Raw genomic sequence first — 22,511 nt, forward strand, 5'->3', positions numbered from 1 at the left:
CGTAAAGGGAGGTCGCGATGGAACCGGTCTTGATCGTGGCGCTGACGGCGTTGGTTCCTGGTGCGTCGGGTGCAGCGGTCGCCAATCTGCACGCGATCCTCCAGCGCCTCGATCTTCCGGACATGCCGTCCGATGAAATCACGCAACAGCGCTTCGGCACTGGAACGACACGCGCCGTCGCGCATCTGTTCGACCGACTCGGCCTTGGCGTCAATTCCAGTGGCGTGATCACGGAGGCCGCCGCTAGGAAAGTGAACGACGCGCTGGTGGATCGCGAATTGCTCGCCGTCGTCTCCGGCAGCGTGTACTACGAAGATGGCGCGCCGGCGCAGGATTGCCTGGTGCGCGTCGACGATCAGCACAATCTCGGCAGCATTGCCGCGGCGATCGTCCCGGTCGACGCTGGCGGCCGCTACCGCGCCTATTACGATCGCCGTTTTTATTTGCGCGAGCGGCCCGGGATCGAACGACCGACCGACGCCCTTGTCATGGTGGCGCGCGCCTACGATGTCTCCGGCGCGTTGCAGGCGCAATCGGAACCGACACCAAACCGCGACGGCCACACCGAGATCGATCTCCGCATTCCGCGCACGCGACCGATCGAGGGTGAGACGACGTTCGTCGACTACATGGTCGTCGGCGAGTTGCTCGACGCCGGCGGCGCGCCGATTGCCGAAGCCGAGATCCAGCTGTTCGATCGCGATATCGGCGCGAACTGGCAGCAACTCGGCGACGAGCACTACATCACCAACAGCGACGGCGCGTTTCGTATCACCTATAAGCTTGAGCAGTTCTCCGACGCCGATGCGGCGCCGCCCATTGCCGACCTGATGTTCGTGGTGCGGATCAATGGCGAGCCGGTCGAGCCGATTGCGATCACGCGCCTGCCGGTCGAAGGCGATCTCACCGTCACCGCCGAGCTGCCGATGCCGGTTCGCGACATTTCCCTCGGCATTCCAGCGCGGCGCAAGGAATCCGTGCGGCTGGTTGCAACCGGCGTCCTAGCGAAAACGGTGGTCGAGTACGAAGACCTGATTCAGGCGCTGGCGCCGTTGCTGCGCGAACGGTCGCCGGCCGATCTCGACGAGGCGCGCTACCGCGATATCTCCTTCGCCGCGCGCGAGGTGTCGCGCGAGTTTGCACGCGTCGAGGCGTTGGCAGTGGCCTGGACACTCAGCAAGACCAACTTCAACGACATCGATCCGCAGGTGATGTACGCGTTCACGCGCCTGCTCGGCATCCGCGATGCGCGCACGCTGGCGGCCACGCCGGCGGAGACGCTGATCACGACCTACCGCCAAGCCGTGAGCGAGGCCGTCATCAACGACGTCGCTAACGACATCAACAGGCTCACGGTCGACCTGCGAAAAGCGGCGGCGCACACCGTGCTGACGGTTGCAGCGAGTGGCGATCTCGGCGCACTTGGCGACACGTTCAAGGCGTTCGTGCCGGACGCCGACGCGAGCGCCACCCTGCTGCAGCAATTCGGCGATCGTGCCGCCGATATCCCGAGCTTCTGGGCCACCTTCAAAACCAACAACGCCCAGGTCGACGTGCCGCGCCTGCAGCTCTCGCTGCAACTCGCCAGTCTGACCAATAATAATGTCGAACTGATCGACGCCATCCGCGCGTCGAACCGCGAGGCAACGTCCCTGCGCGAGCTCGCGATTGATCTCGATATTGATCGGATCGACACGCTCATCCGGGACAATGGTGCTCCAGTTCCGCCGCCGCGCGAGGGCGAAACGCCTGACGACGCCCGCAAGCGGTTCGCAAGCGGCATTGCCGGCGTGATCGAAGCAGCGCACCCGACTGCCGTGGTGGCGCGCCTCGCCAGGGCGTGGAGCGGCCAGACACCAGACAACTTCAGCGCAGGCGCGACGCAACTAATGGAGCGGATCGTCGTCAAGACCGAATACGAACTCGGCAGTGGCGGCTTTGCCGAGCTAATGACCACGCGCGGCGCCGAACTGCTCGATGGCATCAACGATCCCGACGAAGCGGTGTCGACAGTGAAACGCGTCGAGCGGCTTTACGTCGTCAGCGCCGGACCGGACGTGCTGTCCGCGCTTGTGACCGCCAATTCACCGACCGGCAAGCCGTTCGCCGGCGCATTCGACGTCGCCCGTTTCGGAAAGCGGGCTTTCCTGGCCAATTTCAACGGAGCCCCGCTTGAGACCCAGACGGCGTTGAGCGCCGTGCACGATTCCGCCACGGCGATGATGGAAGCGACCGGCTCGATGCTGATGGGTTTGCATCAGGCCGCCTTCGATCCCCTGCCCGCACTGATCACACGCAGCGTCGATCCGACATCGGTGCCGACATGGGCACAGCTCTTCGGCAACAGCAACATGTGCGAGTGTGAGGAATGCCGGTCGCTGTGGGGCGCGCCCGCCTATCTCGTCAATGTCTTCGAGTTTCTCGACAAGCGCTGCTCACCGAACGCCGCTGGCGTCACGCCGCTAGACGTGCTGATCGGCAATCCGGCCAAGGGCATTGTCGGTCGGCGCCCCGACCTCGTCCATATCAAGCTGTCGTGCGAGAACACCAACACGACGCTGCCGACCATCGATCTCATCAACGAGATTCTCGAAAGTCAGATCGCTTATGCGACGACGCTGCCGCCGCAGGCAAACCAAAATCCGCTTGACATTACCAGCGAGGAGCTCGCCGCGCAGCCGCAGCACGTGGTGAGCAAGGCCTATCAAACGCTAGCCAAGGCCACCTACCCGATCAGCCTGCCGTTCAGCCGCGTGACGACGACGACGCGCGCTTATCTCTCGCAGATCGGCGTCAGCCGCGCCGACCTGATCCGGCAGTTCGGCACCGGTGCCGGCGCGACATCGCGGCTTGCCGCCGAACGTCTCGGCCTGCTGCCGATCGATTGGCAGATTCTGACCGGTAAGAATTTCGCCGGCGCCGACACGGCCTACGCGTCGGAAACGCTCTACGGTTTCGCAGTCGGCACGCCCGACTGGCTGTCGCGCGTGTCAATCCTCGCGGAAGCGACGAAGCGGCTCGGATTGACCGTGGGCGAGTTGAACGTGTTGACGAAGACGCGGGTGCTCAGCGGCCGTTGGAGCGCGGGCGCACGCGCGGTGCTCGACCGCCTGCCCATCGGCGTCATGACACTCAAGATCCTACGCGAGGGCGGCTTCGCCTCTGCAGCCGCGGACCTTCAGGCGCTGCTCGACTGGGTGCAACTGCCGCTATCGGACCTGAAGACTTGGAGCGACGCTACGACTGCATTGCAGGCGCAGGCGCTGTTCATCGATCCGCCCGGCGAACTCGACACGGACAAGGCGCGCCTGTGCCATGTCGACGGCTCGCCGCTCTCAGCCGACGACTGGCTGAAGCTGCATCGCTTCGTGCGGCTGTCGCGGCGCAGCGGCATCGCCTTTCACGACCTCGATCTCGCGCTCGGCGCCGTTGCGTCGGCGGGCGCGCCCGAAGCGCAACTGTGCGCGCTCGCGGATCTTGCCGCCCTCAAGGACACGCTTGGCCTCGACTGGTCCGGGACTGCGGTACTGTTCGCCGAGATGGATGCGCAGGGACCGGACTCGCTCTACGATCGGCTGTTCATCCGCACCGGTTTGGCGCGGCTCGACAAGATCTTTATGCGCGCCAGCGATGGTACAGTGCTGGCCGCTGCGCCCAATCTCGCCGGCCACGAAAAGACCGTCGCCGCCGCCTTCGGTTGGAAAACCGCTGACATTGCCTCGCTCGCACAACGTCTCGGCATTACCAAGCTCACGCTCGCAACGCTGGCCCGCCTCTATCGCGAGGCCGCGCTGGCGCGCGCGCTCGGCCTACAACCCGCCGAATATCTGGCGCTGACCGCGAGCGGCTCGCCGTTCGGGGATCCACCGACACTGGCGCCACTTGCCGCGTTCGTCGATACCATCCGCGCCTCGGGCGATGCCGGCAAACGCGCGGCGCGCGCATATTTCACCACGGGCAAAGCCGACAACGACGCTGCTGGCAAGGATTTCGCCGGCATGCTGAAGACAATCCGCGCCGCGGTCCTCGCCTATGCGACGCCGCCCGGCAGCGATCCGGTCATGGTCGATGCGCAACGGCGCACGATCGTGAAGACAACGTTGGCGCAAGCGTTTAAGCTGCCGCCGGCGGTTGTCAGCAAGCTCACTGATACCCCGGCACTGATCCATGGACGGCAGGCTGGTTCGGCCTTGAGCCCGTTCCAGCGGCCCGAAGACGATGCCAGCAATGCTGCGGCGATCGCGGTGTTGCAACAGATCGACCGCGTCGGCACGCTGTTGTCGACCTTCACGCTGACAGAAATCGATCTCGCCCGGCTCGGCAGCGGCCTCGGCATCCTGCCGGCGAATCTGACTGCGCTGTTGACCGCCCCCGATCAAGCAGCGTTACAGAAAATCTGGGACCGCACCTCCCACTATGCGCAATGGCGCGATCGCTTCCCCCTTCGCGGCGCGCTGCTCGATCCGGCCATTACCGCGGTGGCGGCACCGGACAGCGCCACCTGGACCGACCCTGTGGTCGCGGCCGTCGCGGCGCTGGCGCAAGTGCAGCCAGCGGACGTGCTCACCATCGTCACGGCGATGATCAACGTTACGCCGGCCGTGCAGTTGCACACCGATCCGCTCGCAACGTTGATCGCCATCGACGACCGGTTGGCCATCGCCAAGGCGGCGGCGACAGCGGCCGACCAGCTGGCTGCCCTAGCGAACGATCTCGAGGAGGACGACACCGGCGATGCGGCGCTCGAATCGCTGATGGCCGGCGTGCGCGAACGGCATGATCCGGACGCGTGGCTCACGGTCAGCCAGCAGCTGAACGATCCGATCCGCGAAAAGCGGCGCGATGCGCTCGTCGCCTATCTGCTCGAGAGCAAGGGCCTCGCCAACAAGGATGCGCTGTTCAGCGAGTTCCTGATCGACCCGCAGATCAACGCGTTTCTGGTGACCTCGCGCATCGCCAATGCGCATGCGGTGTCGCAGATCTTCGTGCAGCGCATCCGCCTGGGCTTGGAGCTGCTCAATCCGGACCCAAGGTTGCGGATTTCGCCGGCACAGGTCGGACCCGAGTGGGACACGCTCGGCGATTTCCGATTCTGGCAGGCAAATATGGAGGTGCTGGCCTTCACCCATTGGTATCTCGACCCGGCGTTGCGCGACGACATCACGCCCGCCTTCAAGGACCTAATGGCGTTCACGCGCGAGAACGAACCGACGCCCAACAATATCACACAGGCCTTGACGACCTATGTCGAGCGGCTGGGCGAAGTCGCCAATCTCGAAATTTGCGGCACCTTCCTGCAGGAAGACTTTACGCCCGACGAAGCCTTCAAGTACAAGAACGTACTGCACGTGATCGGCCGCACGCGCGGCGGCGTGCAGCGCAACTATTATTATCGGCGCCTCAACACCTACGCGGCGTCGTCCGAATGGACGGCGTGGGAACCGATGAAGCTCGACATCCAGGCGGTTGAGCGCGACCGGCCGGGCGGTCGCACGCCGGGGAAATCGGCCAAGCCGGTCGGCGGCGTTCACCTTATTCCGGTGGTGTGGAAGCGGCGGCTGCACGTGTTTTGGCCAAGCCTCGTGCGCAAGGTGGAAACGCCGAATGAAAGTCCGGCGATCGACGTCAAGACCGGCCAATCGAATTCATCGCCGCCGCCGGAATATTGGGAGATCAAGCTCAACTGGAGCCGCTACGACAATGGTGCGTGGTTGCCGCGGCAGGTGTCAGCGGATTTCCACGAGACCTACAAGACGACCGGCTTCGCGGTCGGCACTGGCGGGTTCGGGAGCGTGATCGGCGCGCCGCTCTTCTTCGAGACCGCCGAGTTTCCGCCGCCGCAGAACCTGTTTCTCAAGGCCAATCTGAGCAATCCCCACGAGCTTGCCATCGACCTGTTCGAACAGGCGAGCGGCAAGGATGCGTTGCGGCTCTCCACCTTCGCCTTCGACGACCTACGCGCCAGCGTCAACGTGCGCTACGCCAGTGGCAACGCATCGGGCGATCATGTCGACTTCGTGGGCACCTCGCGCCGCTTCATGGGACTGGCCGGACAAGGCGGACTCGCCGCGGTGACGACGAGTGACAAGCCCGAGGGCTTCACGGTGCTAAGGCGGGGGCCGCCACGCACGCTGACACCACTCAACCAATATTATGGTAAGCCGCTGGCGGCCCCTTTCTTCCTTACCGACTCGCAGCGTAGTTACCATGTCGACGTCGTGCCGGCCACTGCCACGGTCCAAAAGGCGGTGTCGAAGCCAGACCAGACCGGTGTCGGCACCTATGATCCGTTCAATACCGACATCATCGCGAAAGCGAAAGCGATCGCCACCGCGATTTCCACCGAGGCGCCGAGCAACACGCCGTGGGTCAAGTTTCAGAGGGAGAAGGTCCAGGCCAGCATCGGCCCGACATTTCAGTCGCTGCCGGCGCTGGATGTCAACCTCGTCACGGCAGCTGCGATCGTTCCCGAGACGACGCTCTCGGCGTCGGTGGCGCAGCCGCTGAAGGATTTCTACGACGTCATCGATCACAATTATTTCGGTGTCGGCATGCGCAGTGTCGAGGTCCCCTCGATCAAGGCGACCTTCACGCCCTTCTTCCATCCCTTCGCCGATCAGTTCGCGATGACGATCCGCAAGTTCGGCAGCGAAGCGCTGTTTAGAGAGTCGACGCAGCGGCTGAGCATGGCCGGCAGCCAGCCGTTCAAGGAGCGCTACGACCCCGATCCGCAGCAGGTGACAAATGCCGCCATGGTCGAGAGCGTCGACTTCGGCGCCGGCACGCCTTTCGGCGTCTACAACAACGAGCTATTTCGCGACTTCCATCTCTTCGTCGCCGATCTGTTGCTTCAGGGCAACCATTTCGAGGAGGCGATCAAGGCGCTTGGTCGCATTCTCGATCCGCTGTCGCCGGTCGAGGACCCACAACTAGCGTGGAAGTTTCTGCCGTTTCGCGAGCCCGGCCAGCTGCCGTTTGATCAGCTCGTGCAGAAACTGGCGGCCACGAGCGACGATCCCGATCGCAAGGCGTTGCTGGCGCAGATCGAGCAGTCGCGCCTCTATCCGTATCAGCCGTATCGGATCGCTCGCCTGCGCCCAGATGCGATGAAGAAGCTCGTGTTCATCAAGACAGTGCAGGCCTGGCTCAAGTGGGGCGAATATTTCCACCGCCGCTACGATCCAACGAGCCTCGCCAAGGCATTCCAGCTTTACCTCGTGCCGAGCGCGATGATGGGCCGCAAGCCGGAGCTGATGTCGCAGCGCACGGTCGTGCCAGCGAAAAGCTATGCCGAACTGCGGCCGCGTTTGAACGAGCTCGGCGACGTGATGCTCACCATCGAGGAGCAGCTGCCGGCGCTGACGGCCGTGACAGGCCCGAGCACCGGCACGACCACGGGCGGCGCGCTGATGCGCACCGCCGCCACCGGCTATTTCTGCATGCCGCCGGACTCAAAATTCCTTGAGCTGTTCGATCTCGTCGCTGACCGCTTGTACAAGCTGCGCAATGGCATGACGCTCGAAGGCGTGCGTCGGCAGCCAGCGCTGTTCGGCCCAAAGATCGACCCCGCTGTTCTCGTCAAGGCTGCAGCGTCAGGCGCCGACCTGCAGGCTGCGGTGGATGGCGCACTCGGCACCGACAGGCCGCATCATCGCTTCCACGTCCATCTGCGCATCGCCCGCGAGCGCGTCGAAGCGTTGGCGAATATCATCGCGGCGCTGCTCACCACACTCGAGAAAAAGGAGGCCGAGCATCTGCAACTGATGCACGCAACGCATGAGCGCGAGATGCAGGACTTCATCGCCGTCGTCAAACAGCAGCAGATCAACGAGGCGGAGCAGAACATTGTCGCGCTCGATGCGCAGCGTGCCATCGCCGCCGTGCGCTGGGAGAACATGCGCGAGCAGCTCGGCGCGCTCGACGAGGTCGCCAGTCCCGAGCTCGATGCAGACACCGGCGCCGTCAAAGCCAATGGCCGCTATGCGCCGAAGCGGTTGCTCAAGCTCGTGGATGGCGCCAACCTGAACATCGCCATCGCCCCCGGCGATCCGTTGAACGCGATCAATATCACACCGATATCGGTCAAGCTGCAGAATGGCAAGATCCTCGCAGAAGAGCAGGATGAGGTGGTGCGCTCGTTTGAGGCTGCGGCCGTCAATGCCGCCGAGAGCGTGGTGGAAGGTCTGGCGGGCGTGATCTCCGTGCTTCCCAATTTCGAAGGCGCGGTGAAGCCTCTGGGCGCCGGCGCCGCCGTGCATTTCGGCGGCGTCCAGCTTGGCGCAGTGCTGACGGCGGGCGCGCGGGCCATGCGCGCCGGTGCGACCATGCTCGGTTTTCTAGCCAGCAACGCGGGCAAGCAGGCGAGCTTCATCTGGCGCGAACGCGACTTTGCCGAGCGCCTCAACACCGCCGCCGCCGAAATCCTCCATATCGACCAGCTCAAGCGCGGCGCCACGCTGCACAAGCAGCAAATGGTGCAGGACCGCGACAACCACATCGAACAGACGACACGGATCAAGGCAGTGGAAAATTTTCTTGCTAGCAAGTTCACCGCCGAACAACTCTACACACGCATTGAAACTCGCCTCGTCGATCTGCAGAAGCGCGCCTGGTCGATGGTGCTGGATGCCGTCGAACAGGCGCAGGCCTGCTATCGCTACGACTGGCAGACAGACCCGCCGGACCTGCCTTCTAATCTCTGGGATGCATCGCTGCGCGGCTTCTATTCTGCCGATCCGATGCGGCTTGCGCTCAGTCAGTTGGAGGCCTCCTATCTGGAGCAGGCGCGGCGTGGTCCCGAGTTGACGCGCCATTTCTCGCTCAAGGACATCAATCCCTGGGCACTGGTCAAGCTGCGCGAAACCGGCTCCTGCGACTTCGCGCTTGACGAGGCCTTGTTCGATCTCGACAATCCCGGACATTATTTCCGGCGCATCCACTCGGTGGCGATTTCGATTGCCGGCGTCACTGGGCCTTATACCCCCGTCAACGCTACACTGCGGCAGAACTCGAACGCGGTCCGCATCAAGGTCGAGACGACGCCGACGAGCACAAGTTATCCCCGCACCGGCGACGGGGACGAGCGCTTCAAAACGATCAGCCTGCCGTTCGAGCAGATGATGGTCTGCAGCACTGGTCGGGAAGACACCGGCATGTTCGACACCTCATTCACGGACGATCGCTACCGGCCGTTCGAAGGGACCGGCGCGATCTCGGACTGGACCCTGTCACTGCCGCGAGATTTTCCGCTGTTCGATTATCGGACGATTTCGAACGTCGTGATCCATATCCGCTATACAGCACGAGATGGTGGTGCCATGCTTACCAGCGCGGCGACCGGCGCCTTACGCAAGGCTTTCAACGAAATCAGGCACGAGGCGGCAAAGACCGGTATCTATCGCCTCATCAGCCTGCGACACGACCGGCAGGACGATTGGCACCGTTTCCGCGGCGCTACGGCGCCGACCACCTTGCAGGTGGAGCGCGAGGTGCTGCCGCACCAGTTCCGCGACATCGCCAAGCGCGCCGAAACGGGCAGTGCGATGTTGATCGTCAAGCGCGACAGCGAAGCCAATGTGGCAAATGCGACTTCAGTCGAACTCGACAGCGATGCCAACGAGGCTTGGACTGTGACGATCCCGCCGCCGACCGACGACGCGATTGAGGACATCTACCTGCTCCTGAAATTCACGTTGCCCGACGCGTAGGCGCGTGCGTTGGATCGAGCCCGGAAATTGTCACGCAGGTTCAACCCGTGTTTCACAACATAGGAAGGAACCCGATGAGATTGTCGCTTTAGATTCGAAGGCGACCCCCTGCCCTCACTTGCCCTCCACGCCGAAGCTACATTCATCGCCGTGTTCCCGGTGATACATTATGCGATCCTAAGCGCACAAATCCGGAACATACGGAGATTGCGGCCTTTCTGCCGATTAAGGCCGGGGGGAACTTACTTGTCCGTCAAAGCCCACGAATGTCGCCAGGCCTTGACGGCGAATAACAAGAGAATCGCCGAGAGTGCGGGAAGCCTAATGTTCGTATCTGCCTCAAGGTCTGACTTCAACGGGACGTGAAGCCATCCAGGAAGCTCTTCAGCAGACCCGGCAGCGCGGGTGACGGATAGCCTCCTTCCTGAACCACCAAGGTTTTATTACACAGCTTGCAAAGGCGCTCGCCCATGCGTCGAAAACCCTCCTCATCGACATTCATGCAGGCGAAAGGGTCAGCGGATGAGGCGTCCAGCCCCAGTGCAACGATCAGTACGTCGGGCGAGAATTTCCGGACGCTGTTGCAGGCAAGATCAACGGCGGCAAGATAGGCTTCACTGTCGCACAATAGTTGCACGGGAAAGTTGTAATTGAATCCAAGCCCCTTCCCCTCCCCCTGTTCATCGACGTAACCTGAATAATATGGATAGAGATACGCCGGATCGCCGTGCACTGAGAGCGTCAGTACGTCCGCTCGATGGTAGAAGATCGATTGCGTCCCATTGCCGTGGTGAACGTCAACATCGACGATCGCAACCCGCAATCCGCGCTGGGCGGCAAGCTCCGCAGCGATCGCAGTATTGTTGAGGTAGCAGAAACCACCAGCTTTATCGGCGTAGGCGTGGTGACCGGGCGGACGGCAAAGCGCATATACCATGTCTTCGCCATTCAAGACCCGCGTCATTCCCTCAACTGCGGTATCGGCGCTTGCGCGCACCGCTTCCCAGGTCCCGTCAAGAACGACACAACTGGCATCCGCCTGAAAATATCCAGCACGGCCAAGAATATCGATCGGCTTGCGGTTCATCCGGACGGTCGGGTGGACGCTGGCACGCATCTCCGGCCCATTGGCCGAAGATTTCTTCCATTCCGAAAACCCGTTCTGAAGGAAATCCAGGTAGTCGGCATCGTGGACCGCCGCGATCGCGTCTCGACTATGCGCAGTCGGGGCAACTAGTCTGATGCCGCAGTCTCTCAGGCCCAGCTTCAATAATTCGATACGTTGCGGCTGTTCCGGATTTGGGGCGAGCCCTCCGCCAGCCAGCCGGGTTAATGGCCGGTGAGCCGCCTGCCGATCGTCGCATATTGCCAGCATTCGTTCTCCCTCAGTGAGACATCTCGCTCAGTCGAGCTTCCCGCCCGAACGGGTGTAGTCATCCAGAGCCGTATCGAGCGCGCGCTTGAAACGATCGGCGATTTGGTCGATCTGTTGCGTGGTTGCGATGAGCGGCGGCGCAAAGGCAATGGCCGAACCAAGCGAGCGGCAAACGAGGCCGTTTTCGAAGGCGTGGTTCTGGACGCCAAGTCCGAACTGCAGTTCGGGCGAAAATGCCTCACGGCTCCTTTTGCTACGCACCAGTTCCACGCCCCACATCAGGCCGACGCCACGGACCTCCCCTACTAGCGGGTGATCCATGAGAGGGTGCATGAGCTTGCCCATGTGCTCCCCAAGCGCTTTAACGCCGTCGATAATGCCGTCTTCCTCGTAGATGCGCAAAGTTTCGACCCCGACAGCACAGGCCACCGGGTGAGCACCATAGGTGTATCCGTGGCCGAAGACACCGATCTTCTCGCTCTGTGCCCTCATGCCTTCATAGATGCGCTCCGAGAGGAGGATTGCCGACAGCGGCATATATGCGGACGTCAATGCCTTCGCGCAGGTGATTATATCGGGTCGCATCTCATAGGTCTGCGCCCCCCACCAGTTGCCAGTTCGACCGAAGCCGGTGATGACTTCGTCGGCGACCAGGAGGACGTCGTGCTTCTTCAGGACCTTCTGGATCTTTTCAAAATAGGTCTTCGGGGGGAGCACCACACCTCCGGTGCCCATGGCGGGTTCAGCGAAGAAGGCCGCGACGGTATCGGGCCCCTCAGCAACGATCAGCGCGTCAAGTTCATCGGCCAGACGCGTTGCAAACTCCTCTTCAGTCTCGCCTGGCAAGCCATCACGATAAAAATGTGGGCAGGTCACATGCAGGAAGCCGTCGAGCGGTAGGTTCCAGTCGCGGTGTAGATGCGGCAGGCCGGTAATACTGGCGGATGCGATTGAGGTGCCGTGATAGGCGCGCTTGCGAGCAATGATCTTCTTTTTTTCCGGGCGCCCCTGCGAGTTGAAGTAGTACCAAACGAGCTTGACTGCGGTGTCATTGGCTTCCGATCCGGAGCTCTGAAAGAGAACCTTCGACATTGGCACTGGCGCCAACCGCAGCAGCCGATCGGACAACTCAATGGCCGGCTCCGTCGTTCGATGGGCGAAATTCTGGTAATAAGGCAGAGTATTCATCTGGCGCGTCGCGGCCTCGACCAAGCGCTTTTCGCTCATGCCGAGAGCGGCGCACCAAAGGCCCGACATCCCTTCGATGTACTGCTTACCGTCATCGTCGTAGACATAAGCGCCCTCGCCGCGCGACATGATCGTCGGGCCTAGCTTCTCGTGCAAAGCGAGATTGGTCTGCGGATGGATCTGCACGGCAATATCGAGCGCGCGAAGCGAATTCTGAAGCATGGTTTCCTCCTAAGGGCGACTGCTGCCAGTCGTTGAATGATGGACCGCGAAGCTCAATGTTCGGAGGCCCTGGCCTTCGGCCTTTTGACGAACTGCGCGCTTATAAGGATCACGATCGAGGCAACCACCAGCATGGACGAAATAGCAGCCACGGTCGGGTCAACTTGGTCGCGGATGTTGGCGAACATGCGCTTGGTGAGCGTCGAGTTGGCGCCGCTGGAGACAAACAACGACACGATTACCTCGTCGAATGAAGTAATGAAAGCAAACAGCATCCCGGAGAAGATGGAGATCTTGATCTGCGGCAGGGTGACGGTGAAGAAGGCCAAGGCCGGCGATGCACCAAGGCTGCGGGCGGCCCGCTCCTGGTTAAAGTCGAAACCCTGGAGACCATTGGTCACGGCAATCATGACAAAGGGGATTGCAAGCGTCGTATGGGCCAGGATGAGGCCCGTCAGCGTATTGTTCATGCCAAGCTTCGCGAAGACAAAGAACACGCCTATCGCCACAAAGATCAGCGGTACCATCATTGGCAGGATGAGAACGCTGCGAATGACGAAGTTGAACGGGTTCGTCGACTTGAAGAGGCCATAACTTGCTAGCGTTCCCAGGATCGTCGCCAAGAGAGTAGTGGCGCCAGCCACTTTGAACGAGACGATTGCCGATTGCCGCCACTCTGGCGAGGAGAAGAACGTATCGTACCAGCGAAGGCTGAGCGCACGGGGCGGAAACTCGAGATATTGGGAATCCGAAAAGGACATCGGAATGACGATCAGGCACGGGATGATCAGGAAGGCCAAGATGATCCCAACGAAGATATAGAGCCAGAGCCGCTCGCCGTGGGTGATCTGGCTGGAGGAGGCCGGAAATTTCAGCATCAGACGCCTCCTCTGTTAACACTGGCGGCTTTGAACAGCGCGTTTACAATCCACAGAATGGTGCCGGTGACAACGAGCAGGACTACGCTCAGAGCGCTGGCCGCCCCCCAGTTTGCAAATTTGGCGATCATGTCGGCGATCTGGGTCGACCACATCGCCACTCGCCCTCCGCCAAGCAGAGCCGGCGTCAGATAGTAGCCGAGGCACAGCACGAAGATCAGCGCCACACCTGTCGCCACGCCCGGTAGGGACAAGGGCAGAAACACCTGCCGAAACGCCTGGGCCGGCGAAGCTCCGCAATTGGACGCCGCTCGCAACAAGATGGGGTCGATCGTTTTCATTGAGGCATAGAGGGGCAGGATCAAAAAGGGCAGCATGATGTGCACCATGCCGATGATGGTACCCGTCAGATTGTTGACGAGTGGCAGCGGCTCCGAGATCAACCCAAGATTCGTCAGCCAGTTGTTGATGAGGCCCTGGCGCTGCAGGAGAACGAGCCAGGCATAGGTGCGCACCAGAACCGACGTCCAGAAGGGTAGGATGATGAAGATCATCAAAATTTGCGCCACCCTCTCCGGCAGTTGGGAAAGAAGGTACGACACCGGGTAGCCGAGTACGACGCAGACGACGGTGACGATCGCCGCGACCTTGAAGGTCGTCAGAAAGCTGTCGACATAGGCGGGGCGCAGTAAACGCGCATAATTTTCTGCCGACAAAGCGCCCGATGCGTCATAGAGCGACATCCACGCGAGCCAGGCGAACGGGATAATAAGCACCAAGACGACCAATACGAACGCGGGAGCAGACAGCCCAATAAAGGTAAGCCCTGTTCTGCGGCGGGACCGCTGCAGGACGTCCGTATTGAGTTCAATTGAGGGCATATGAGTTTCCGCCATAGTCATGAGCGGGCCCCGTCGATGATGACGCTGGACTCTGGCGTCATCCAAAGGGCGAGGCGATCGCCCGGTTTCGGCAAGGAGGTCGTTTCCGCGCCGGTATGGCGGATAGAAATCTCCGTGCTTTGGGGCAGTTCGACGGACACCATATGGCTGTCGCCAAGGTAAATCACATCGATGACATTGCCTTCGATCCGATTGTCCCGCTCGGGAGTGCCGTGCCAGCGCAACCGCTCCGGGCGCACCATCAGGAAGATGTCGCTTGAGGCCTTTGCCGGTGCGGCGCGAACTTTCAGTGGTCGACCGCTCAAGGCGAAATCCGAGCCATTCTTTTCTACCGGGACGAATCGGGTATCGCCCATGAAGCCAGCAACGAACTTGCAGTTCGGCGAGTCATAAACGGCCCTCGGCGTATCCAGTTGGATGATGCGGCCGCGATCGAGAACGGCGATGCGGTCCGACATGGTCAGCGCTTCCTGCTGATCATGAGTCACATATATAGTCGTCATGCCGAGCGTGCGATGTAGACGCTTCAGTTCGACCTGCATATGTTCGCGCAAATTCTTGTCGAGCGCCGACAAAGGCTCATCCATTAGAAGGAGCTTTGGTTCGAAAACGATGGCGCGTGCCAGTGCGACGCGCTGACGCTGACCGCCTGAGAGTTCGTGAATGCGTCGGCCGGCGAGATGGGCCATATGCACGGTTTCGAGCGCTTTTGTCACCTTCGACCGAATCGTCGAGGCATCCGCCTTTCTGAGCTTCAGCGGATAGGCGACATTGGCGAAAACGTCCATGTGCGGAAACAAAGCATAGCTCTGGAACACCATGCCGAGATCGCGCTTATGCGGCGGCCGCGCGATGAACTCGGTATTGTCGACCAGTAGACTACCGCTGTCCGGTCTCTCGAAGCCGGCAATGACATTCAGGAGCGTGGTCTTACCCGAACCCGAGGGGCCGAGAAGCGTCAGGAATTCCCCGGCGGCAATATCAAGAGATATGCCGTCCAACGCCTTGTAGCTCCCATAGGCCTTATAGATCTGGCGGATCGAAACTGCACCCGATGTCATTGCCGTTCTCCGTATGCGATCGACGTCAGTTCGACATCAACAGGCTGTAGTCCTCGCGGACGAGGACATTATTGTCGCGCCACCAGTTGGCGTTCAAAAAGGTTTGCTTCTTGACATTTTCCGGTGACATGTTCGACTTGGCCAGCACCTCGGGCGCGAACTTCTTGACTTCGAAGGCGCGGCTGTTCGTTGGACCGTAATATGGCATCATTTCCGGAATCCGCGCCTGGACTTCAGGAGACACAACGCCAGCGATGAACTTCTGCGCCGCCTCGACATTCTGCGATCCCTTTAGAATGGCGAGGCAGCCGTAGCCGAGAATGGCGTCCTGATAGGTGAACTCGACGGGGGCACCATCCTTGATGACATTGGCAACACGGCTACCCCAAATCGCCATTATGTCCACTTCTTTGTCCTTGATCAGCTGCGCAGACTGTGCGCCGGAGGACCACCAGACGGCGACATTCGCTTTAATCTTGTCCAGAGAGGCGAGCGCGCGCTTGGTGTCGAGCGGATAGAGCTTATCCTTCTCAACACCGTCAGCCAGGAGTGCAATCTCCATCATTTCCTGCGGATAGCTGCTCAGCGCACGACGGCCTGGGAAATTCTCCACGTCCCAAAGATCCTTCCAGCCTTGCGGCTTTTTGTCCTTGTATACGTCTGTGCGCCAGGCGAGCACTACCGAATACGTGTTCGTTGCGATCCAGTTGTCACCGTAGCCGAGCTGATCGAAACCAGCGGTGTCGATCACCTTGTAGTCGAGCGTTTCGAACAGGCCTTCTTTTCCGCCAACGGCGCATTCGTCGGCGCCGAGATGCACCACATCCCATGTCGGTGAACCGGATTGTACCTGTACCCGTACCGCCGCCAGGCCGTCATGGGTTTCCTCGCGAAGTTGGACCCCGGCCGCATCGGCCGCTGGCTGCCAGATCGTGTTGCGCAGGTCCGTCTGTAGATTGCCGCCAAAGCCAGCGATCGTCAGTGTCGCGTCGGCGGCAATGGCAGGCGCCGCCATCGACGCAATAATGGCCGCACCAATGAGGCAGGCCGATTTATGCCGCAGTGAAATCATTTTTGCTCCTCCACGAAAACAGATCGGACCGCCCCGCCGCTCCTCTGGCGAGATCATCGCGGTCGACAAGTCGTCGGCCACATGCCAATCTAGTTGACGAAATTAACTACATTGTTCACGCTGTCAACTAATTTTCTGCGAGATCTCGGCGAAGCTGGCGTCGCCGAAAGAAATCGATCAGAAAAGAGACCGATTCACACCCGGAGGGGAAACGCCGTGCGGAACCGCGATCAGCTTAATGAAAAATCAGGGGACTACTTCGACCGACTCCACGAGCAGTCGGAAAAGGAACCCGATATCCGCGACCTCTTCAGTTTCCAGCTTCAGCGCTTGGCAGGCCTTTCGACCCGTATTGCAGCCCTTTCCATTCGGCCCAAATATGGCATTACGCCACGAGAGTGGCGCGTTCTTGCAGTTCTAAAATACCTTGGAGAGGTGCCGCTACAGGAACTGGCGAAACATAGCGGCCTCCTGAAAAGCCAAATGAGCCGCACTGTTTCGACAATGATTGAGCGCGGCTACATTAGGAAGACCGCCAACCCGCAGGACGGGCGCAGCATCCTGCTGACGCTAAGCCCAGAAGGCTTGGCCCTTTCGCGAAGCATCCTCGAAGACTCTTTCGAGCGAAACGAGGCAATGCTCGCTACCTTGAGCCGTGCCGAGCAACAAATCCTTGTAGAGCTCTTGCGCCGCGTTACCCGAACAAGCAGCAAATATTACCACGAATTGCGCAACACCGCCTCACAATCGGACCTGAAGAGCCTGGAGGAAGAGTGAGGCATGTCATTGCATGGGCAAGAAACTAGTTGACAGTGTGAACGAATAAATACATTTCTGTCGTCAAGCCGAACGGAGGTGAGGCATGGCGAGCGAAATCAAAATCTGCGAATGCTTTGCGCGAGATGGACTGCAGCACGAGACCGTTTCGACGTCTGCGGCCGAGAAGATTGCGTTGATCAATGCATTCTCGGATGCCGGCTTTCCCCGGATTGAGGCGACGAGCTACAGCAGCCCGGTGCACGTCCCTGTCTTTGCGGACGCGTCGGAGGTTCTGGCCGGCATCACCAGACGCCAGGGTACTCGATACAAGGCCACCTGCCCCAACATCAAAGCTGTTCAGCGCGCGATTACCGATCTCGATACCGGACATGGCGCTGACGAAATCAGCCTCCTGGTTTCTGCCACCGAAGCCCACACCCAGCGCAACCTTCGAACCACCCGCGAAGCGCAGTGGGCGAATGTTGCGGAAATGGTGAAATTGGCGGACGGCCGCTTCCGCCTAATCGGGGTGATTTCCATGGCGCTAGGCTGCCCCTTCGAAGGCAAGGTAGATCCGTCGAGCGTGCTCGCCGATCTTGCCCACTTTAAGAACCTTGGTGTGGATCATGTCTCCGTCTGCGACACGACAGGTCATGGCACGCCGGCCTCGATAAAAAGTCTCTTCAAGCGGATTGCCGGCGAATTGCCGGATATGACGCCTATCGCTCATTTCCACGACAGTCGCGGAACGGGGCTCGCCAACTGCTACGCCGCCTATGAGGCAGGCTGCCGCTGGTTCGACAGCGCCATCGGCGGCGTCGGGGGACATCCGGCGCAGATAAAGTACGGTGAGGGCTTTACGGGCAATGTCGCCACAGAAGACCTCGTTAACCTGTTCGAAGCCGAAGGTATCGATACGGGTCTCGACTTGGAGAAACTGCAAGAAGCCTCCCGTCACTGCGAGGCCGTCCTCAAACGTGAACTCTTGAGCCGGGTCGCACGCAGCGGCTTCGGCCATCTGGCAGCATAGGGTTAGGGCATGAGCAATCGATCTTCCTCCGTTCTTCTCGTCGAGACTCGCGGCGCCGTGCGCATCGTTACGATGAACCGCCCTGACAAGCTCAACGCTTTGAATACCGAACTCACCCGAGCGATCCACGACGCGCTTTTGGCCACGGATGAGGATCCGGCGATCCGCGCGATCGTGCTGGCAGGTAGTGGCCGCGGTTTTTGCGCGGGCGCCGACCTGTCCGAGTTCGATGCGCTGACGCCGGAAAACCAAGATCTGGTTGAAAAGCGCGCTGATCTGACTTGCCGGACGCAGGCGATGATGCAGAGCCTGTCGAAGCCCATCGTTTCTGCCGTACAGGGCGCAGCTGTCGGCGGCGGTGCGGGGCTTGCCATCGGCTGCGACATGATGGTGGCGGCGACGAACCTGAAATTCGGCTATCCCGAGCTGAAGCATTCCATCGTGCCGGCACTCGTCATGACCGGCCTACAGCGGTCGCTCGGCCGCAAGGCTGCCTTTGAGATGATCAGCCTCGGTCGCCTGATCGGTGCTAACGAAGCTATTTCGCTCGGCCTGTGCAATCGCGTCGTGGCTCCGGAGGAGGTCGTCGCAACGGCCGTGGAGATCGCGGAAGTTTGGGCGGCGGCTAATCCGCTCGCCATGTCGGCCGCAAAGGCGCTCTACTATCAGGTGGCAGACCTCCCCTACCCTCAAGCCATGGCCGCGGGCCGAGAGCTTAATGCTAAAATGCGCAGCTTCCGCACGGAGGCCAAATGAAACCGCTTGAAGGCATCCGTATTCTGGACTTCTCTCGCGTCCTGGCAGGCCCGATGGCGACCCAGATTCTCGCTGAATTGGGCGCAACTGTCACAAAGGTGGAGCGGCCGGGTGGCGGCGATGAATCGCGCGTCTTCGAGCCGCGTCTTCCCGGCGGCGAAAGTGCCTACTTCTTTGCTTTCAATCGCGGCAAGCGTTCCTTGACGTTGAACCTGAAATCCTCGAAAGCGCAGGAGATCGCAGCACGGCTTGCAGCACAGCACGATGTGGTGCTGGAGAACTTCCTGCCGGGCGACATGGATCGCTTCGATCTTGGCTACGGCAAACTCTCGGCGCTCAATCCAAGCCTGATCTACGTTTCCACCACCGGCTTCGGCCAGACCGGGCCCTATCGGGAGCGTGCCGGCTACGACACGGTGTTTCAAGCATTGTCCGGTATCATGCACCTGACTGGCCATCCCGATACGCCGCCGGCCAAGGCTGGAGTGCCGATCGCGGACTTAACCGCCGGCCTGTGGATCGCGATCGCCATTCTGACCGGCCTCATCGGCAGGGGCCGCAGTGGTAAGGGGTGCCATATCGACCTTGCCATGATGGATGTGCAGGCAAGTCTGCTTGCATTGGCCGCCGCGCGCCTTTTCGCCTTGGATGAAGATATCGGCCGCTCGGGCACAGAGCATCCGGGCCGCGTTCCCTCAGCAGCCTTCCAGTGCCGCGATGGTGGATGGCTGCATATCAGCGGCAGCGATCAGCATTGGGGACGACTATGTGATGTGCTCGGCCTGCCAGAGCTCGGCGCCGATCCCGCCCTCGCCAAGAATGGTGGGCGAGTGGCCAATCGAAAACGAGTGATGGACGAGATGCGCACGGCGATCGCGGCACGTGAGCGCGAGCCGCTGGCAGAAGCGCTGCGCGCCGTCGGCATCCCGGCCGGCGAAGTCAACACGACGCGGCAAATCCTTGACGATCCGCATATGCGGGCGCGCGGTATGGTAGGTACGTTCGACCACCCGGCAGAGGGCACGTTCAAGGCGCTTCGCACCCCTGTGATTTTCGAAGGCTTCGACTCCCCCGAGATAGGCTGTCCGCCGCTGCTCGGCGCGGATACCGACACCATTTTGAAAGACGAGATGAACCTGACCGACGCCGAGATCGCGGCGCTTCGGAAGGAAGGAGCGATCGGATGAGCTTCGATGCTGTATCGGTAACGCAGGACGGGGCCGTCGCGCGCGTTGTCCTGAACCGCCCGCAGTCCCGCAACGCGGTCAATCTTGAAATGTGCATCGCGCTTCGCGAGGCATTTCAACGCCTGGACTCAAAGCCGGACGTTCGGGTTATCCTGCTCTCAGCCAACGGTCCGGTCTTTTGTGCAGGCGCCGATCTGAAGGAACGCACCGACAAGGACGAAGCTTGGGTGCTCGCTCGCCGGCAGGCCTCCTTCGCCGCTTATGACGCGATCGGTCGCTGCGGTAAGCCGATTGTCGCGCTGACGCAAGGGCCGGTCGTCGGTTCTGGCGGCGAGATTGTCATGAGTTGCGACTTCGTCGTCGCATCGCAGAAAACCACCTTCCGCTTCCCGGAGCCACAATGGGGGACCGTCGGCGCCACCCAGCGGCTCCAGCGGGTGATTGGACGCATGAACGCCAAGGAACTCCTCTTCACCGGCCGAACCATGCCGGTGGAAGAAGCCTATCAACGCGGGCTCGTTTCGCGGGTCGTGCCGGCTGACGAACTCGAGAAGGTTGGTCAGGAAATCGCCGAGAGTATTGCCGCAGCACCACCTCTTGCCATGGCTTTGTCCAAGCAGGCCGTTGATCTCGGCTATGAAACCAATCTCAGCAACGGTATCCGCATCGAGATGGCAGCAATCGAACGCTGCCTTGCCGATGGCGACTGGCGCTCCGGTATCGAAAAGTTCTCCGAAGTCTTTGGCAGTGAGAGCGGCACATGAGCGACCTCGATCTCCAAGCCACTTGCCCCTTAACGATCTCTGCCGCTCTACTCCGTTCGGCGACAATTGCGCCGGATGTCGAAGCGATTGTCGCAAGCGATGGAAGACTGACATATCAGGATCTGGAAACGAGGGTTGCCGACGCCCGCGATGCGCTTGCAGCAGCGGGCGTGCGCAAGGGAGATCATGTCGGGCTGTGCCTCGGCAATTCCGCCGAATGGGTCGTCATCTTCCTGGCGATCGGATCCATGGGGGCCGTGACCGTCCCCATCAATACCCGCTTCGTTGCCGCCGAAATGGCGTATGCGCTGAAACAGTCGCGCGTGACCACGCTCGTTACCTGCGATCGTTTTCTCAAGATTGACTTCATCGCAATGCTGCGCGAGGTATGTCCAGGCCTGGATGGTGCGCTCCCCCACGGTGCCTTGCCAGACCTGCAGCGAGTTCTGGTGATTGGGGACGATGTTCCTTCTGCCGCGGAAAACTGGCGGGAGCTGTGCGCAAGCACGCTGGTGCGCACGAAACCAGAGGACGACGCCGACGACGTCCTCCTCGTTCAATACACATCCGGCACAACCTCCTTCCCCAAGGGCGTGTTGCTTCGGCATCGTAACATGTTGCCGAATGCCTTCTTCTCAGGCCTGCGAATGGGGTTGCGGCCTGGAGACCGTTTCCACAGTGCCCGCCCCTTTTTCCATGTAGCGGGCACCACGCTGTCCATCCTGTCATGTTTGCAGCACGCGGCTACGCTGGTGAGCATGGACCGCTTCGAGCCCGGCGAGGCGCTCCGCCTGATGGAAAGGGAACGCTGCACGCATTTCTCCGGTAACGACACGATGGCGCTGATGCTCCTGACGCATCCCGACCTTCCGTCGCGTCACCTCAACCTGCGCGGCGCCTGGCTTGCGGCCTCCCCCACGATCGTTCGCCGTGTGATCGACGAGCTCGGCGCACGCGAATGCGTCGTTGGCTACGGGTTGTCAGAAGCCTCTCCCAATGTGGCGCAATCTTGTTGGTGGGAGCCAGAGGAAGTTCGGGTCAGCGCCGCCATGCGAGTTCAAACCGGCATCGATGTCCGCATCCGCACTGAACAGGGGCGTGATGCAGGACCGGACGAACCTGGCGAGATCCAGGTGCGCGGCTGGAACGTCATGAAGGGTTATTTCGACAAACTGAAAGAAACCGCAGCCGCGCTGTCCGCCGATGGCTGGTTATCGACCGGCGACCTCGGTGCGCTGGACCCCTCCGGTCGGTTACGGTTTCTCGGCAGAGCGAAGGATATCGTCCGGGTGGGCGGCGAGAACGTATCGCCCGCCGATGTCGAAAACGTGTTGCATCAGAACAAGCTGATCCGCCAGGCGGCCGTGGTCGGCGTACCGGACGAACGGCTAGTCGAAGTTACCGCCGCCTTCATAATTCTCAACGACGGCTGCGCGACGACACCGGCGGAGATCATCGAGTGGTCGAAGCGGGAAATGGCGGGCTTCAAGGTGCCGCGCCACGTCTGGATCGTCGAGGATTTCGAGTCGATTGGCATGACCGCCAGCTCCAAAATTCAGAAGAAGCACCTTGTCGCCTACGCGCGCAAACTCGTGGGCATCGAGGGCTGA

At 61.1% G+C, this 22,511-nt stretch carries 13 protein-coding genes; 7 read left to right on the forward strand and 6 right to left on the reverse strand.

Features of this window, described 5'->3' with window-relative positions:
* The first annotated feature begins 17 nt into the window (after positions 1-17).
* Entirely contained in the window at positions 18-9,707 is a 9,690-nt protein-coding gene (locus ACTJKL_RS25725) for a Tc toxin subunit A-related protein (RefSeq protein WP_440854126.1), read from the forward strand.
* A gap of 352 nt (positions 9,708-10,059) precedes the next feature.
* Here the strand turns inward: ACTJKL_RS25725 and ACTJKL_RS25730 are convergent, their stop codons facing one another.
* From ACTJKL_RS25730 to ACTJKL_RS25755, 6 genes are read right to left on the reverse strand one after another with little or no spacing between them, the layout of a single operon-like run.
* A complete protein-coding gene (locus ACTJKL_RS25730; protein WP_440854127.1) occupies positions 10,060-11,082 on the reverse strand; it encodes a histone deacetylase family protein in 1,023 nt (340 codons plus the stop codon).
* Positions 11,083-11,109: 27 nt separating this feature from the next.
* Complete coding sequence (locus ACTJKL_RS25735; RefSeq protein WP_127666953.1) at positions 11,110-12,492, reverse strand: aspartate aminotransferase family protein; 1,383 nt, start codon at positions 12,490-12,492, stop codon at positions 11,110-11,112.
* A gap of 53 nt (positions 12,493-12,545) precedes the next feature.
* Complete coding sequence (locus ACTJKL_RS25740) at positions 12,546-13,370, reverse strand: ABC transporter permease (protein WP_440854128.1); 825 nt, start codon at positions 13,368-13,370, stop codon at positions 12,546-12,548.
* Positions 13,370-14,251, reverse strand: coding sequence for an ABC transporter permease (locus ACTJKL_RS25745; RefSeq protein ID WP_440854129.1), 882 nt, complete (start codon positions 14,249-14,251; stop codon positions 13,370-13,372). The genes ACTJKL_RS25740 and ACTJKL_RS25745 overlap by 1 nt, the downstream gene beginning before the upstream one ends.
* Positions 14,252-14,268: 17 nt before the next feature.
* Entirely contained in the window at positions 14,269-15,333 is a 1,065-nt protein-coding gene (locus ACTJKL_RS25750) for an ABC transporter ATP-binding protein (protein WP_440854130.1), read from the reverse strand.
* Positions 15,334-15,358: 25 nt separating this feature from the next.
* Entirely contained in the window at positions 15,359-16,486 is a 1,128-nt protein-coding gene (locus ACTJKL_RS25755) for an ABC transporter substrate-binding protein (protein WP_440854131.1), read from the reverse strand.
* 135 nt (positions 16,487-16,621) lie between these two features.
* On the opposite strand from ACTJKL_RS25755, the gene ACTJKL_RS25760 reads away from it, so the two are divergent.
* The 6 genes from ACTJKL_RS25760 to ACTJKL_RS25785 all read left to right on the forward strand — a co-directional run bounded on the left by ACTJKL_RS25760 (position 16,622) and on the right by ACTJKL_RS25785 (position 22,511).
* Positions 16,622-17,182, forward strand: coding sequence for a MarR family winged helix-turn-helix transcriptional regulator (locus ACTJKL_RS25760; protein ID WP_274857747.1), 561 nt, complete (start codon positions 16,622-16,624; stop codon positions 17,180-17,182).
* An 85-nt stretch (positions 17,183-17,267) separates the two neighbouring features.
* Positions 17,268-18,194: a hydroxymethylglutaryl-CoA lyase gene (locus ACTJKL_RS25765; RefSeq protein WP_440854132.1), complete on the forward strand. Its 927-nt coding sequence runs from the start codon at positions 17,268-17,270 to the stop codon at positions 18,192-18,194.
* Between the two features lie 57 nt (positions 18,195-18,251).
* Positions 18,252-18,950, forward strand: coding sequence for an enoyl-CoA hydratase/isomerase family protein (locus ACTJKL_RS25770; RefSeq protein WP_440854133.1), 699 nt, complete (start codon positions 18,252-18,254; stop codon positions 18,948-18,950).
* Positions 18,947-20,137 carry a CaiB/BaiF CoA transferase family protein gene (locus ACTJKL_RS25775; RefSeq protein ID WP_440854134.1) on the forward strand — a complete coding sequence of 397 codons (1,191 nt, stop codon included), beginning with the start codon at positions 18,947-18,949 and terminating at the stop codon, positions 20,135-20,137. The genes ACTJKL_RS25770 and ACTJKL_RS25775 overlap by 4 nt, the downstream gene beginning before the upstream one ends.
* Positions 20,134-20,901, forward strand: coding sequence for an enoyl-CoA hydratase/isomerase family protein (locus tag ACTJKL_RS25780; RefSeq protein ID WP_127666962.1), 768 nt, complete (start codon positions 20,134-20,136; stop codon positions 20,899-20,901). The genes ACTJKL_RS25775 and ACTJKL_RS25780 overlap by 4 nt, the downstream gene beginning before the upstream one ends.
* The gene (locus ACTJKL_RS25785) at positions 20,898-22,511 is read left to right on the forward strand and encodes an AMP-binding protein (protein ID WP_440854135.1); all 1,614 of its coding nucleotides are present in this window, start codon (positions 20,898-20,900) and stop codon (positions 22,509-22,511) included. Before ACTJKL_RS25780 ends, ACTJKL_RS25785 begins: the two co-directional genes overlap by 4 nt.

It is taken from the genome of Sinorhizobium sp. 22678, from assembly GCF_052044265.1.
In the GTDB taxonomy this organism is placed as follows: domain Bacteria; phylum Pseudomonadota; class Alphaproteobacteria; order Rhizobiales; family Rhizobiaceae; genus Sinorhizobium; species Sinorhizobium meliloti_A.